This window comes from Bradyrhizobium elkanii USDA 76 (assembly GCF_023278185.1).
Classification (GTDB): domain Bacteria; phylum Pseudomonadota; class Alphaproteobacteria; order Rhizobiales; family Xanthobacteraceae; genus Bradyrhizobium; species Bradyrhizobium elkanii.
Genome location: NZ_CP066356.1, coordinates 4,871,859 through 4,885,102, shown reverse-complemented (window position 1 = coordinate 4,885,102; position 13,244 = coordinate 4,871,859). Strand labels below are relative to the sequence as shown.

The following is a 13,244-nucleotide window of genomic DNA, read 5'->3' as shown; positions in this document are numbered from 1 at the left end:
ATCGAACATGATGGACCACGAAAAGGTAAACATCCTTCTGGTCGATGACCAGCCGGCGAAGCTGCTGGCCTATGAGGTCATCCTGAAGGAGCTCGGCGAGACGCTCGTCGCCGCGTCGTCGGGCCGCGAGGCGCTGGAGTTCCTGCTCAAGAACGAAGTCGCGGTCATCCTGGTCGACGTCTGCATGCCGGAGCTCGACGGCTTCGAGCTCGCGGCGATGATCCGCGAACATCCGCGCTTCCAGAAGACCGCGATGATCTTCATCTCGGCGATCCAGGTCAGCGATATCGACCGGCTTCGCGGCTACGAGATGGGCGCGGTCGATTACGTGCCGGTGCCTGTCGTGCCCGAGGTGCTGCGGGCAAAGATCCGCGTGTTCGCCGAGCTCTACCGCAAGACACGACAGCTCGAACGCCTCAACGCAGAGCTCGAGGATCGCGTGCGCGCGCGCACCGCCGAGCTCGAGCAATCGACCACGCGGCTGGTCGAGAGCGAGGCGCGCCGCAGCATGGCGATTGCAGCCGGCAAGATGGGTTCGTGGGACTGGGATTGGGTCAACGGCGACTGGATGTGGGACGAGGGGCAATACAAGATCTTCGGCGTCGACCCGAAGTCCTTCAAGCTCACCTCCGACAATATACAGGCGCTGTTTCATCCCGACGACGTCGAACACCTCCGGCAAGCCTGGACCGGCTTCGGCAAGGGCCAGACGTCCTACGAAACCGAATTCCGCGTCATGCGGCCGGACGGCGAGGTGCGCTGGTGCGTCGGCACAGCCGCGGCCACCAGCGACCGCAACGGCAAGGTGGTCCGGGTGAGCGGCGTCACCGTCGACATCACCGATCGCAAGAAGGCCGAGGAGCGGCAGAGCCTGTTGACCCGCGAGGTCGATCATCGCGCCAAGAACGCGCTCGCGCTGGCGCAGTCGATCGTGCGGCTGACGCGCGCCCAGAACGTGACCGCCTATGTGCGGGCGGTCGAGGGCCGCATCACGGCGCTGGCGCGCGTTCACACCGTGCTGTCGCTGTCGAGCTGGCAGGGCGCCGAAATCCGGCGGCTGGTCGCCGAGGAGATCGCGCCGTATTCGGAGGCCGGGCAGATCCAGATCGATGGCGCGGAGGTGCAGTTGCAGCCCGCGACCGCGCAGACCCTGGCCTTGGCGCTGCATGAGCTCGTCACCAACTCCGCCAAATATGGCAGCCTGTCGGTGCTGTCGGGCCGGCTCGCGATCACCTGGGAATTGCACGACGACACGCTGATCCTGGTCTGGGTGGAATCCGGCGGACCTCCCGTGACCAAGCCGAAGCAGAAAGGTTTCGGCACGAGAAGCGTCATCGCCAGCATCGAGACCCAGCTCGGCGGCCGCGCCGACTTCGATTGGCGCGTCGAGGGCCTGGTGTGCCGGCTCACGGTTCCGCTCAAGGCGATTGTCGGGGAGACGCCGGCGTTCCGCGAACCGTCGGCAGCCGAACGCAAGCCCTTGGTCAGTTCCAGAGCCGTGTAGCGCCTCCCGGCCGAACAGGAACCAAGCGCCGGACGCTGCGGTTAACGAAGCTTGACCGCTCCGTTCGTGGCTTGAGGTGCTGCCGTGGATGCCCAAACCCGTGAGCGCGGGCCGTCCGCGGAGAAGCCGCGGCAGCCTGAGCACAATCCCGAGCAAGAAACGCGACCCGACCGCGAATCCTCTCCGCAGCAGGACACCGGGCGCAAGCCATCGATGCGTGATCGGCTGCGCGAGCACTGGCTGCTTGCCACAGTCAGCGCCTGTCTGCTCCTGCTCGCGATCGTCGGTGGTGTGAGCTATTGGCTCAATGTGCGTCACTATGAATCGACCGATGACGCGTTCGTGGCCGCGCGCAGCTTTGCGGTGGCGGCAAAGGTCGGCGGCTACGTCGTCGAGGTCCCCGTCACCGACAACCAGCACGTCAATGCCGGCGACCTCCTCGCGAGGATCGATGAGCGCGACTACAAGATCGCCGTCGATCAGGCCAGCGCGCAGGTCGCGGTCGCAGAGGCCAATATCGCCAATGTCGAGGCCCAGATCGACAGCCAGCACGAGCAGATCAAGGAAGCCAAGGCGCAGCAGCAGCAGGCCGAGGCGCAATTGAAGTTCGCGCGGGAGGAGGCGGAGCGCGCCCAGAACCTCGTCGAGAAGGGCGCGGGCACGGTGCAGCGGCAGCAGCAGACGCGCTCGGATCTCGACGCCCAGCAGGCCAATGCCAGCCGCGCCAGGACGGCGGTGACTGCCGCCGAGCTCGGCGTCAAGACGCTCGAGGCTCAACTCAAGAGCAGCAAGGCATCGCTGGAGCAGGCGCAGGCACAGCTCGATCAGGCCAAATTGAACCTGCAATATACAAGCATCGTTGCGGCGCAGTCCGGGCGCGTCGTCAAGCTGAGCGGCGCCGTCGGCACCTATGTGGCGCCGGCCCAGAGCGTCATGATGTTCGTTCCTGACGAGGTCTGGATCACCGCCAACTACAAGGAAACGCAGCTGACGGACATGCGCCCGGGCCAGCCGGTCGAGATCAGGATCGATGCGTATCCGGGGCGCAAGCTCACCGGCCGCGTGGCGTCGGTTCAGCCGGGCTCGGGCACGGCATTCAGCCTGCTGCCGGCGGAGAACGCGACCGGCAATTTCGTCAAGGTCGTGCAGCGCGTTCCCGTGAAGATCGTGATCGACGATTGGCCGAATGACGTTCCGATCGGGCCGGGCATGTCGGTCGTGCCCTGGACCAGGGTGCGATGAGCGACGTTGCGGCAGGCGGCGGCGCGGCCTGGTCGCCGGAGCGTTCGGCTGCCGGCGGACATAATCCCTATCTGATTGCCTTCGTCGTCTCGATCGCGACGTTCATGGAGGTGCTGGACACCACGATCGCCAATGTGGCCTTGCGCCATATCGCGGGCGGCCTGGCGGTCGGCATCGACGAGAGCACCTATGTCATCACCAGTTATCTGGTCGCCAACGCGATCGTGCTGTCGATCTCGGGCTGGCTCTCGACCGTGATCGGCCGCAAGCGCTTCTACATGATCTGCGTCGGCACCTTCGCATTTGCGTCCCTGCTGTGCGGACTTGCCTGGAGCCTGGAGGCGCTGGTTCTGTTCCGGATCATCCAGGGCCTTGGCGGCGGCGGGATGGCGACGAGCGAGCAGGCGATCCTCGCCGACTCCTTTCCGCCGGCCAAGCGTGGCCAGGCGTTCGCGATCTACGGCGTCGCGGTGGTGGTCGCTCCCGTGGTCGGGCCGACGCTCGGTGGCTGGATCACCGATACCTATAGCTGGCACTGGATCTTTCTGATCAACGTGCCGATGGGCTTGCTCTCGCTGTTCCTGGTCGGGACGCTGGTCAAGGAGCCGTCCGGCGCCGAGCAGGAGCGCAAGCAACTCCTCAAGGACGGCTTGCGCGTCGACTACATCGGCTTCGTGCTGGTCGCGATCGGGCTCGGTTCGCTCGAATTCGTGCTCGACGAAGGCCAGCGCAAGGACTGGTTCGGGTCCAATATGATCGTTGGCTTCGCGCTGGCCTCGGCGTTTTGTCTGATCGCGCTGATCCCCTGGGAGCTGACGCGCAAGGAGCCGATCGTCGATCTCCGCCTGCTGGGACGCCGCCAGTTCGGATCGTGCTTCCTGGTGATGCTGTGCACCGGCGCGGTCCTGATCTCGTCGACGCAGCTCCTGCCGCAGCTGTTGCAGACCGAGTTGAACTATACTGCACTGCTGGCAGGGCTCGCACTTTCGCCCGGCGGCATCGTCACGCTGATCTTGATGCCGGTGGTGGGCCATCTCGTCAGTCGCGTCCAGCCGAAATATCTGATCGCGATCGGCGGCTGCATCGTCGCATTCTCGATGTGGCACCTGACGGGATTGAACGGCGACATCACCTATGGCTATGCCGCGCTCGCACGCATCTTCCTCTCCGCCGGGCTTCCGTTCCTGTTTCTGCCCGTCACGACGGCCTCATATGACGGCGTGCCGCCGGACAAGACCAACCAGGCCTCGGCGCTGATCAACGTCGCGCGCAATATCGGCGGGTCGATGGGCGTCGCACTCGCCCAGACCGCGCTGGCGCAACGCCAGCAATTCCACCAGAGCCGGCTGATCGAGCATGCCGCGCCGTCGGATCTCGGGTATCGGCAGACCATCGACACGATGACGCGATTCTTTCAGGCACAGGGGTCGAACGCGTCGGACGCCGCGTCCCAGGCGGTCGCCTGGGTCGGCCAGATCCTGCAGCGGCAGGTCGACCTGCTCGCCTATATCGACGTGTTCTGGATGCTCTCGATCATCGGCCTCGTGATGATCCCGCTGGCGCTAATCATCAAACCGGTCGATCTGACGGCGCCGCCCAAGGGACATTAAAGCAGACGAAATTGTGAACGCGGGAGCGGCCGAACGGCGCTATGAACGGCGTGGCCGAAGGAAATCGCGCGAGGAGCTTATGCCCAGGACGAGTCTTGCCGGTGCTGGTCTGTCGGCCGTCTTCCTCGCGGCGGTCAGCATCACGCGGTCGGGCGCCGAGCCCGTGCTGAAAGGCGCGGAAGCCTTCGGCGACTGGCAACGCGACAAGCCGGGCACGGTGCGCCTGATCACGCCGCAGGACTTACCCAAGCCCGGGGCAACGGCGTCGAGCAGCAAGTTTCCGCGCGTCATGCCGAGACCCGCATCGGCCGCGCCGCAGGTGCCGGCAGGGTTCAAGATCGAACTGTTTGCGAGCGGGCTCAGCGGTCCGCGGATCATCCGGACCGCGCCCAATGGCGATATCTTCGTGGTGGAAACCGGCTCTAGCCGCATTCGTATCCTACGCAGCCCCGATGGCGCCACCAGGCCTGCGACCAACGAAGTCTACGCAACCGGATTGAACCAGCCGTTCGGCATCGCGTTCTTCCCGAGCGGTGACAATCCGCAATGGCTCTATGTCGCCAACACCGACAGCGTCGTGCGCTTTGCCTATCGTAACGGCGATCTCAAGGCGTCGGGAAAGCCCGAGACGATCGTCGCCCGGCTGCCGCCGGGCTACGCCCATTCCACGCGTGATATCGTGTTCACGCCGGACGACAAGCGGATGCTGGTATCGGTCGGCTCCGCCGGCAACGCAGGCGAGGGGCTGGGCCGCCCGCCGAAAGGGATCGAGGCCTGGAGCCGCGACCATGCGCTCGGCGCTGCCTGGGGCGACGAGACCGACCGCGCCGCCGTGCTCGCCTTCGATCCTGATGGCAAGAACCAGAAGCTGTTTGCCACGGGGATCCGCAACTGTGTCGGACTTGCGGTCCAGCCCGGAAGCGGTACGCCGTGGTGTTCGACCAACGAGCGCGATGGTCGCGGCGACAATCTTGTGCCCGACTATGTGACACGGGTCCGCGAAGGCGCGTTCTATGGCTGGCCCTGGTATTACATCGGAAGCAACGAAGACCCCGCGCATGCCGGCGCGCGGCCCGACCTGAAGGACAGGGTGACAGTCCCTGACGTGCTGTTGCAGGCCCACTCGGCGTCGCTTGGCCTGACCTTCTACACCGGCAGCAGTTTTCCGCCGGAATATCGTGGCGATGCTTTTGCCGCCGAACACGGCTCGTGGAATCGGTCGAAGCGCACCGGCTACAAGGTCATCCGCATCAGGCTGAAGGACGGCGTGCCAACCGGCGAGTACGAGGATTTCGTCACCGGCTTCGTCATCGGCGACAATGAGGTCTGGGGCCGTCCGGTCGGCGTGACGGTCGCGCGCGACGGCGCGCTGCTGGTCTCCGAAGACGGCAACGGCACGATCTGGCGCGTCAGCCGCGACTAACGCTGCAAGCGGCGCGCTAGCCGAGCCCGTCCTTGAGGCCATATTGCTCGTAGATGGTCAGGGGATCGGTGTCGGGAAACAGCCGGCACTTGGCCTGCGCAAGATGCAGCGTGACGGCGCCGGCCTCACATCTGGCGGTGAGGATCTTTCGGACATCCTCCATATGCGCGCGCGGCTGATGCTTTGACGGCAACTGTTCGAGCGCCACCAGCGCTGTGGCCAGGGCCTCCGTGACCACCCATTCGTCGTGTCCGGTAATTCCCTTTCGCGGCATCGCCACACCCTCCGTAGCACCGGCTGCGACATTGTAGCGCGAGATGGGTGGGGGATGTCATCAGCCAACATGGGCAGGGCAGCGGGGAACCGGTTCGCGTGGCCCTGCCACGATGCGCCGCAGGGAACCGGCGTGGCGGCGCGCGGAAGCAATGATTAGAACCACGAGGCTCGCTTCTTGGTCCTCGGTCAGTCCACGCCCAAATGTTCGCTCCCTATCTCTCGGCTTGGAGTCTTGTCGCCGACGGCGACCCGATCGTGACGCACGCCGCACGGTTGCTGCCGGTGCGCCGGCACGGGGAGCCGGCCATGCTCAAGCTCTCGCACGAGCCGGACGAACGCCTCGGTGCCGTCGTGATGGAGTGGTGGGACGGCGAAGGTGCGGCGCGGGTTCTTGCCCGTGACGGCAACGCCCTTCTGCTCGAAAGGGCGATGGGTTCGGCTTCGCTCGGCGAGATGGCGCGAACCGGCCGGGACGACGAGGCCTGCAGGATTCTCTGTGCAACGGCCGATCGGCTTCACGCCGACAGAGCGAAGCCGCGGCCGGATCTGACGCCGCTGACGCACTGGTTTCGTGAGTTGTGGCCCGCGGCGAGGGCGCATGGCGGCGTCCTGAACCGGTCGGCGCAAGTTGCCGAAGCTCTGCTGGGCAATCAGCGTGAGATCGTGGTCCTGCATGGCGACCTGCACCACGACAATGTGCTCGACTTCGGCGCGCGTAGCTGGCTCGCGATCGATCCGAAGCACCTCGTCGGCGAGCGCGGCTTCGACTTCGCCAACATCTTCACCAATCCGGATCTTGCGGATCCGACACGGCCGGTCGCAACCGAACCCGGACGCTTTGCCCGGCGGCTCGACATTGTCATTGAAGCCGCGCGGCTGGATCGCCGGCGCCTGCTGTCATGGATTGTGGCCTGGACCGGCTTGTCAGCGGCCTGGTTTCTGGGGGACGGCGATCCACTCGCCGAAATCGACCTTACGATCGCACGACTAGCGGCCGCCGAGCTCGATGGGATGGCGTAGAGCGCGCAGCGATTACGCCGCCGCGGCGCTGGCTCCGCTCAGCGACACGCTCAGAATCCGCCACTTCGAGATATCGAAGAAGTAGGCGGCCTTGATGCGCGCGGAAGCGGGGTCCGGCGCCTGAATCGCCGTGTGGAATTGCCGCGTCCCATCGCTCAGCGAAATCCGGAATGTCTGCATTGGTCGAACCTCCACGCGCGGATGCTGCGGCACGGAGCGTTAACATCCGGTTGCTGTTGATGGCGTGCGTGACACGCGCGCTTTTCACTCAGGTGAAGCCGGCGGCAGTCGCACCATCGTGTCTTCCGCGCCAACGATGCGTCCGTCCTGCGCGCGCAGCTCGAGCCGTCGCACCGGCAGCCCGTTCTTGCGGTCGACCAGCAGCACATGCGCCTCGTCGGGCTCAAAGAAGAAATCCTCACCCCACTGGCGGAGCGCAACGAGGAGCGGGAAGAGCCCACGTCCCTTTTCGGTCAGCACATATTCCTGGTAGGGGCTGCCGTCGCTTGCGGGCACCGTCTCCATGATGCCGTGCGCCAGAAGATTGCGGAGCCGGGCCGAGAGGATGTTCTTGGCAAGCCCGAGGCTCTTCTGAAACTCGCCGAAGCGGCGCAGCCCGTCGAACGCATCGCGGACAATCAGCAGCGACCACCAGTCGCCGATCGCATCCAGCGGCCGGGCGACACCGCACATCGAGTCCCTGTGGCTCACTCGCTTGGCCATCGTGATCCTCAATACATTCCCTGGGGTGATCGGCGCTCAGTGGCGCGGCCGGAAAACCGCCCGGATCATTCGTTCGATATATTGGTTGCAAAGTAAAACCTCAAGCGTTAGGAACTGGTTTTAAATTGAAACCATGCAAGGTCAAAGCCGTGATCCAAGCTGATGCCACGTTCCCCGGCACTTTTCCGTTCTCGCCGCATTTCAGCGCGGCGCCGGGCTTTCAGATGCATTATGTCGACGAAGGTTCGCGGGACGGCGAGGTGGTGCTTTGCCTGCACGGCGAACCAAGCTGGGGCTATCTGTTCCGCCACCTGGTGCCGGGCCTCAGTGCGACGCACCGGGTGGTCGTTCCGGATCACATGGGTTTTGGCAAGAGCGCGACGCCGGCGCATCGCAGCTATTGGCTGCAGGACCATGTCGACAATCTCGAAGCGCTGGTCCGCGCGCTCGATCTCACCAACATCACGCTGGTCATGCATGATTTCGGCGGCCCGGTCGGCATGGGGTTGGCGGCTCGGCATCCGGACCGGATTCGCCGCATCGTCTCCGCCAATGGGCCAACGCCGTTCGGGCAGAGCGATCTGTTCGATCGCGTCGCCGCCAACGCCCGGGTCTCACCGTGGTTTCAATGGATCGCAAAGGCCGAGGCGAGCGGCGACCTCGAGCCGGTTCTCGGACAGCTCGGCTTCAACATCCTGAGCACGCTGAAGCTCAACGGATTCGAGAACAACGCCGTCATCACGGACGCCTGGCTCGCCGCCTACGGCGCGCACTTCGCCCGTCCGGCGGACTGCCTCGGCGCGATCGGTTGGGCCAAGGGCTTTGCGACCGGCGCGCATCAATTCCAGACGCCCGATCCCGCCGCCGACCGTCTGATTCGCAGCAAACCTGCGCTCGCGATCTGGGGCGAAGCGGACCGTACGCTGCGCGCAGAGCACTTCCTGCCGCTGTTCTCCGCAATCTTCCCGACGGCACCGGTCAGGCGCCTCGCCGGTGTCGGGCATTACTGTTTCGAGGATGCGCCTGAGGAAATCGCCAGCCTGATTACGGAGTTCATCCGGCAGACGTGACTGCACGTCACATCGTGCATTCCGCCGAGATCGCCGCCTCAAGTGCCGGCACCCAGGCCTTGTAGGCGGCCGCGGTGAAGTGAATGCCGTCGCCCATCTTCGCGCCGGGCGGCAGATGCGGGTCGATGAACCGAACACCACGCGCAACTGCGGCGGCTTCGATCGCGCGGTTGGTCCGTTCGTCAGCTGCGACGGCGATGACCACCAATGGCCGCGTCGACAGCGGCTTGACGGTCTCGATGAGGTCCGTGAAGTCGCGTTGCGCCGTTGGCGATCCGGCGTCGTTCGCGCCCACCGCGAGGACGAGCAAGAATGCGCCCTGGTCCTGCAGCATGCGCCCGGCGAGCTGCTTTGCCTCCGGGATGGTCTGACCGCCAACGCCGGCATTGATGACCGGACGTCCGCAGAGCAGCCGGGGCAGCGGAGCCATTTCGGTGATGCTATCGCCCAGCACGACGATCGGCGCCGGTGCGTCGGTGAGCGCGGCTCGTATCATGAATTCGCGCACCGCGGCATGATCGTGAAAGGCGTGCTGAGATACTTCACCGAAGCGGTTGCGCATCCTCTGCAGCTCCGCAAAGGAAGCGACAAAACCAATCAGAAAAGTAACGGCCAAAACCCAAGGTAGTGCGCGACGCATTGCCCGTCAGAGCTACCATCGCGGCTCCAGCCCGAGCAATATTCAGAAACAACCGCACAACGCCGGAGCGATCACTTTATGCGGATCACGTCCTGCGGGAGGTTACCGGATACGGCGGCGCGCAACCCGTTACCATCGTCGCGGCCATCTGGTGATTGGCTGTCGCGCAGCCGCTTCAGTCTCAGCTCTGAGCCCGGCCGAGTGCGCGGTGCTGAATCGCTCGGTATCGACGCCGTGACGCCGGCCTGATCGAGGGTGCCACTGTCCCAGGAAAAGACGCCGCCGGTCTCACAAATACACGCCCGGCGGCGTTTTCTTCCTGGACTGGGACACTGAAATCCCCAGCACCGTCAAACGTGCAGAGATGATGCCATCGCGGTTCGCGCGGGACGGCTCAGTACGCATGCCGCATCGCTGGATTCCTTGACCTAGATCAAGCCCCATCCATCGAAAACAGCGTCACATGCGCGCCCCCTGTCATTTCAATAGGAGGGTAGCATGGCAGTAGTCGTGCAGTATGTGGTCAAGCCGAATCCAGGCGGCGACCTCGCAGGAATACTCGAATTGGCAAAGGAGAGCGCCGGGCTTTGGCGCAAGCACGGTGGCAAACCAAGGTTCTGGTCTGTCGCCGTCGGTGAAGCCGGCAATTTCGTTTTCTCAGTGAATTTCGAGACGTTTTCGGCTTACGGCGCGGCGGTTGACAAACTAAACGCCGATCCAGCCTTCCACACCTGGCAAGCGAAAAGATTGAAAGCGGGCCTGACCACCCTCGTGCGCGCGAACATGGCGATCGAGATTGAACTTTGAGTGAGCAGTACGCGAAAATTACGCCGCTGGGCTCGAAATGGTTTGTCCCGGCGGCGTAATTTCAGCTGGTCCGCAATGCCCAGCGTCATAACAATAGTGGGATTAACGGCCGCATCGACGCCGCTATCAATACGGCTGTGCGTTCTCGCCCCGCGGGCCGGATCTATTGGGCAGCGATGCTGCTGAAGCTCGGCCTGTTCGGCTTGATGCTTTGTCTTGCGGCGTCCAACCGATTCTGGCTCGTTCCGGCCTTGGCGAAAGCGCCAGCCATCGGCCAGTCCGAGTTCGTGCTCGGGAGGCTTTGCCGTCACATTGCCGCCGAGCGAATCCTCGGCCTTCTCGTCGTGGGAATTGTCAGTCTGCTGGGGACATTGTCCCCGGCGGTTCAAGGCTCGTGAGCCATCCCAGCATATCTAGAGCCGGTCCGATCGACCCACAGCCGTCCGGCGCTCTCTTTTTGCTCCCACGATACATTGATTTGACGCAACGGAGAGGCCAAGACTGAACGTCTTCGCTAAGAATTCCACATTGTGCTTGCGTTGGAGACGATAGAAATCCACCGCGAGAAGCGACTGATTTAGATCAACGGCCGCGCGCGGTGCCGGGGCAGGATGATTCCAGTAAATCCAGTCAGGAGACGCCGATGATGGAATATTGGATGTATGGCTACGGTCCTGGCCATTGGCTGTGGTTCATCGTGATGATCGCGGTGGTTATTTACCCGGTGGGCCGTATTCTCAGCCGCATTGGCTTCTCACCGCTATGGTCGATCGTGATGTTCATCCCGCTGGTCAATCTGATTGCGCTTTGGATTCTTGCATTCACAGAATGGCCAGGCGGAAGAGCAGAGTAGGCCCGCGGATACGCAACTCTGAGGCGCCGGTTTGATGGGAGAATACCTTGCATTTCGGGCGTGGTCTATCGCGCGAGTTGCTGGCGGCCGGCATGCGCCGCATCGTGAGGGAATACAATGCTCTGGTCAGGCGATGCGAGATGCTTGTCGGTTTCGGGGCACGCCAGGCGGGAGACTAGGTCGCGGATGACGTTGAGCCGCGCAGCCCGTTTGTCGTCGGCGCGGACCACGATCCATGGCGATTCCCGGCTTGACGTCGCCGCCAGCATCCGATCACGCGCGACGGTGTAGTCCTTCCAGTGCTTCAGCGCGACAGCATCGATCGGGCTCGTCTTCCATTGCTTCAGCGGATCGGTCTTGCGATCTCGCAGTCGCGTCTTTTGCTCGTCTTTGCTGATGTCCAGATAATATTTCATGATCTGAATTCCGGAGCCGATCAGCATATGCTCGAAGGGCAGCACCGCACCGAGGAAGTCCTCGTACTCCTGGTCGGTGCAGAATCCCATCACATGCTCGACCCCGGCGCGGCTGTACCAGCTTCGGTTGAACAGGATCATTTCCTGCGCGGAAGGAAGATAAGGTACGTATCTCTGGAAGTACCACGACGCACGATCATGGTCGGATGGCTTTCCGAGTGCCACGACGCGGGTCTCGCGTGGACTCAGATGCTGGACGATGCGTTTGATCGTGCCGTCCTTGCCGGCAGCGTCCCGCCCCTCGAAAATGACCAGGACCCTGTGGCCGTGCTTGATGATGTGTCGCTGAACCTTGACGAGTTCGACCTGCAGGCCGTGCAGCGCGGCGCGATAGGTCTTGCCGCTTGCGTGATGTGCGGTTCGCGTTTTGGATGATTTCGGCATTTGCTGACAGCTGATGGCGCAGCTTGGAGGATAGCTTGCGCAGGACGTCGTGTCAGTCCTTGGTCGAGACGCCAACCGTCTCCTTCTTGCACGTATGGTGAGGGACCACGGTCTTCGGTCCGCCCTGATAATGATGGCCGTTCTTTTCGGTGTCGGAGCTGGTCTGCGCAATCGCGGGCAACGCGATGAGCGACATGGCGGTCGCAGCGGCAATGATCTTGCGTGTTGTCATGTTTGCTTCTCCATCGTGACATGTGAGCGACGAGATGTCGGGTCGCGACCTTGCGTCGACCCGATTTGGAGCATGCACTACCCTGACCGCGGCCCTTGTCGCTGTGAAGAAATTCCACATCCTGAACGCGTCGAGGACGATAGAAATCTGCCCCGGGGTTTCGCTTCCAGGGTTGACTTGCATCAATCGATAGGCGGCGAAAATCGGCAGTCATAACAACCGCTCAATTGATCAGTGGAAGGAAGACCATGAAACCTCTGACACTGGCTGCTGCATTACTGCTTGCAACGGTGAGCTCTTCGTCTTGGGCGCAATCGCCCGCCGATCACGAAGCTCACCATCCCGACCAAAAGGAGCCGCCGGCCGCCACACAGCCCGCGCCGCCCGCCGGCCAGCCCGGGATGATGGGTCAGGGCATGATGGGTGGGCCGCAAGGCATGATGGGCGGCAGGGGCATGATGATGGGCGGCGACATGCCCATGGCGAACATGATGCAGATGATGGGGATGATGGGGCAGTCGGGCGCTGAAACCGGCTGCGCCGGTATGACCGGCATGGCGACCATCGACCGGATCGAAGGTCGGATCGCTTTCCTGCGTACCGAACTCAAGATCACCGATGCTCAGTCGCCTGCGTGGAATGCCTTCGCCGATGCGCTGCGGGCCAACGCAAAGAGCCTCGGCGAGGTGCGGTCGTCGATGATGCAGGGCGGCGCAACGCAGCACCTGACTGATCGCCTCACCGTGCAGGAGAAATGGCTGGCCGCGCGCCTCGAAGGAACCCGCGCCATCAAATCCGCCCTGACAAACCTGGTCGGCACTCTGTCCGATGACCAGAAGAAGACGGCCGATGAGCTCCTCGCGCCGCACATGGGTATGGGCATGATGGCCGGCATGCAGCCCGGGCAGATGGGCGCCGATCAGATGCAGCCGGGAATGACGACACAAGGGCAGGGGCGGTAGGGCTCCGGCTTCCCGTGATGGA

16 protein-coding genes are annotated in these 13,244 nt (G+C 63.6%); 10 read left to right on the top strand and 6 right to left on the bottom strand.

What is annotated here, in order from left to right; genetic code table 11:
* Positions 1-10: 10 nt before the first annotated feature.
* The 4 genes from JEY66_RS23835 to JEY66_RS23820 all read left to right on the top strand — a co-directional run bounded on the left by JEY66_RS23835 (position 11) and on the right by JEY66_RS23820 (position 5,779).
* Positions 11-1,504 carry a sensor histidine kinase gene (locus tag JEY66_RS23835; RefSeq protein ID WP_041482851.1) on the top strand — a complete coding sequence of 498 codons (1,494 nt, stop codon included), beginning with the start codon at positions 11-13 and terminating at the stop codon, positions 1,502-1,504.
* Positions 1,505-1,588: 84 nt separating this feature from the next.
* Complete coding sequence (locus JEY66_RS23830) at positions 1,589-2,746, top strand: HlyD family secretion protein (RefSeq protein ID WP_018271645.1); 1,158 nt, start codon at positions 1,589-1,591, stop codon at positions 2,744-2,746.
* Positions 2,743-4,356, top strand: a complete 1,614-nt coding sequence (locus tag JEY66_RS23825) for a DHA2 family efflux MFS transporter permease subunit (protein WP_018271646.1) — start codon at positions 2,743-2,745, stop codon at positions 4,354-4,356. Before JEY66_RS23830 ends, JEY66_RS23825 begins: the two co-directional genes overlap by 4 nt.
* A 79-nt stretch (positions 4,357-4,435) precedes the next feature.
* Positions 4,436-5,779 (top strand): PQQ-dependent sugar dehydrogenase, encoded by a 1,344-nt coding sequence (locus JEY66_RS23820; protein ID WP_018271647.1) that lies wholly within the window; start codon positions 4,436-4,438, stop codon positions 5,777-5,779.
* Between the two features lie 16 nt (positions 5,780-5,795).
* On the opposite strand, the gene JEY66_RS23815 is transcribed toward JEY66_RS23820, so the two are convergent.
* A complete protein-coding gene (locus JEY66_RS23815; RefSeq protein WP_026192768.1) occupies positions 5,796-6,053 on the bottom strand; it encodes a hypothetical protein in 258 nt (85 codons plus the stop codon).
* 203 nt (positions 6,054-6,256) lie between these two features.
* On the opposite strand from JEY66_RS23815, the gene JEY66_RS23810 reads away from it, so the two are divergent.
* Positions 6,257-7,075 (top strand): aminoglycoside phosphotransferase family protein, encoded by an 819-nt coding sequence (locus JEY66_RS23810; RefSeq protein ID WP_018271648.1) that lies wholly within the window; start codon positions 6,257-6,259, stop codon positions 7,073-7,075.
* A 12-nt stretch (positions 7,076-7,087) separates the two neighbouring features.
* Here the strand turns inward: JEY66_RS23810 and JEY66_RS23805 are convergent, their stop codons facing one another.
* Positions 7,088-7,255 carry a hypothetical protein gene (locus JEY66_RS23805; protein WP_016847764.1) on the bottom strand — a complete coding sequence of 56 codons (168 nt, stop codon included), beginning with the start codon at positions 7,253-7,255 and terminating at the stop codon, positions 7,088-7,090.
* Positions 7,256-7,339: 84 nt separating this feature from the next.
* Positions 7,340-7,798: a winged helix-turn-helix transcriptional regulator gene (locus tag JEY66_RS23800; protein WP_026192769.1), complete on the bottom strand. Its 459-nt coding sequence runs from the start codon at positions 7,796-7,798 to the stop codon at positions 7,340-7,342.
* 149 nt (positions 7,799-7,947) lie between these two features.
* Here JEY66_RS23800 and JEY66_RS23795 point away from each other — a divergent pair, with 149 nt between their 5' ends.
* A complete protein-coding gene (locus tag JEY66_RS23795) occupies positions 7,948-8,868 on the top strand; it encodes an alpha/beta fold hydrolase (protein WP_026192770.1) in 921 nt (306 codons plus the stop codon).
* 7 nt (positions 8,869-8,875) lie between these two features.
* Here the strand turns inward: JEY66_RS23795 and JEY66_RS23790 are convergent, their stop codons facing one another.
* Complete coding sequence (locus JEY66_RS23790; RefSeq protein ID WP_018271650.1) at positions 8,876-9,430, bottom strand: SGNH/GDSL hydrolase family protein; 555 nt, start codon at positions 9,428-9,430, stop codon at positions 8,876-8,878.
* Positions 9,431-10,006: 576 nt separating this feature from the next.
* On the opposite strand from JEY66_RS23790, the gene JEY66_RS23785 reads away from it, so the two are divergent.
* The 3 genes from JEY66_RS23785 (at position 10,007) to JEY66_RS23775 (ending at position 11,168) form a co-directional block, all read left to right on the top strand.
* A complete protein-coding gene (locus JEY66_RS23785) occupies positions 10,007-10,315 on the top strand; it encodes a hypothetical protein (RefSeq protein ID WP_100213607.1) in 309 nt (102 codons plus the stop codon).
* A 176-nt stretch (positions 10,316-10,491) separates the two neighbouring features.
* Positions 10,492-10,713: a CopD family protein gene (locus tag JEY66_RS23780; protein WP_018271652.1), complete on the top strand. Its 222-nt coding sequence runs from the start codon at positions 10,492-10,494 to the stop codon at positions 10,711-10,713.
* Positions 10,714-10,958: 245 nt separating this feature from the next.
* Complete coding sequence (locus JEY66_RS23775; RefSeq protein WP_018271653.1) at positions 10,959-11,168, top strand: hypothetical protein; 210 nt, start codon at positions 10,959-10,961, stop codon at positions 11,166-11,168.
* Positions 11,169-11,233: 65 nt separating this feature from the next.
* On the opposite strand, the gene ppk2 is transcribed toward JEY66_RS23775, so the two are convergent.
* Complete coding sequence (gene ppk2 / locus JEY66_RS23770; RefSeq protein ID WP_018271654.1) at positions 11,234-12,028, bottom strand: polyphosphate kinase 2; 795 nt, start codon at positions 12,026-12,028, stop codon at positions 11,234-11,236.
* 52 nt (positions 12,029-12,080) lie between these two features.
* Entirely contained in the window at positions 12,081-12,260 is a 180-nt protein-coding gene (locus tag JEY66_RS23765; protein ID WP_018271655.1) for a hypothetical protein, read from the bottom strand.
* 248 nt (positions 12,261-12,508) lie between these two features.
* Between JEY66_RS23765 and JEY66_RS23760 the strand changes: the two genes are divergently transcribed.
* Positions 12,509-13,222, top strand: coding sequence for a Spy/CpxP family protein refolding chaperone (locus JEY66_RS23760; RefSeq protein WP_018271656.1), 714 nt, complete (start codon positions 12,509-12,511; stop codon positions 13,220-13,222).
* Positions 13,223-13,244 lie beyond the last annotated feature (22 nt).

What these genes read in the sequence shown, in the direction of transcription:
- JEY66_RS23835 (WP_041482851.1), top strand. Translation starts at nt 11, where the DNA reads ATGGACCACGAAAAGGTAAACATCCTTCTGGTCGATGACCAGCCGGCG.
- JEY66_RS23775 (WP_018271653.1), top strand. Translation starts at nt 10,959, where the DNA reads ATGATGGAATATTGGATGTATGGCTACGGTCCTGGCCATTGGCTGTGG.
- JEY66_RS23790 (WP_018271650.1), bottom strand. Translation starts at nt 9,430, where the DNA reads ATGCGCAACCGCTTCGGTGAAGTATCTCAGCACGCCTTTCACGATCAT.
- JEY66_RS23780 (WP_018271652.1), top strand. Translation starts at nt 10,492, where the DNA reads ATGCTGCTGAAGCTCGGCCTGTTCGGCTTGATGCTTTGTCTTGCGGCG.
- JEY66_RS23825 (WP_018271646.1), top strand. Translation starts at nt 2,743, where the DNA reads ATGAGCGACGTTGCGGCAGGCGGCGGCGCGGCCTGGTCGCCGGAGCGT.
- JEY66_RS23765 (WP_018271655.1), bottom strand. Translation starts at nt 12,260, where the DNA reads ATGACAACACGCAAGATCATTGCCGCTGCGACCGCCATGTCGCTCATC.
- JEY66_RS23810 (WP_018271648.1), top strand. Translation starts at nt 6,257, where the DNA reads ATGTTCGCTCCCTATCTCTCGGCTTGGAGTCTTGTCGCCGACGGCGAC.
- JEY66_RS23820 (WP_018271647.1), top strand. Translation starts at nt 4,436, where the DNA reads ATGCCCAGGACGAGTCTTGCCGGTGCTGGTCTGTCGGCCGTCTTCCTC.
- JEY66_RS23800 (WP_026192769.1), bottom strand. Translation starts at nt 7,798, where the DNA reads ATGGCCAAGCGAGTGAGCCACAGGGACTCGATGTGCGGTGTCGCCCGG.
- JEY66_RS23805 (WP_016847764.1), bottom strand. Translation starts at nt 7,255, where the DNA reads ATGCAGACATTCCGGATTTCGCTGAGCGATGGGACGCGGCAATTCCAC.
- ppk2 (WP_018271654.1), bottom strand. Translation starts at nt 12,028, where the DNA reads ATGCCGAAATCATCCAAAACGCGAACCGCACATCACGCAAGCGGCAAG.
- JEY66_RS23760 (WP_018271656.1), top strand. Translation starts at nt 12,509, where the DNA reads ATGAAACCTCTGACACTGGCTGCTGCATTACTGCTTGCAACGGTGAGC.
- JEY66_RS23815 (WP_026192768.1), bottom strand. Translation starts at nt 6,053, where the DNA reads ATGCCGCGAAAGGGAATTACCGGACACGACGAATGGGTGGTCACGGAG.
- JEY66_RS23785 (WP_100213607.1), top strand. Translation starts at nt 10,007, where the DNA reads ATGGCAGTAGTCGTGCAGTATGTGGTCAAGCCGAATCCAGGCGGCGAC.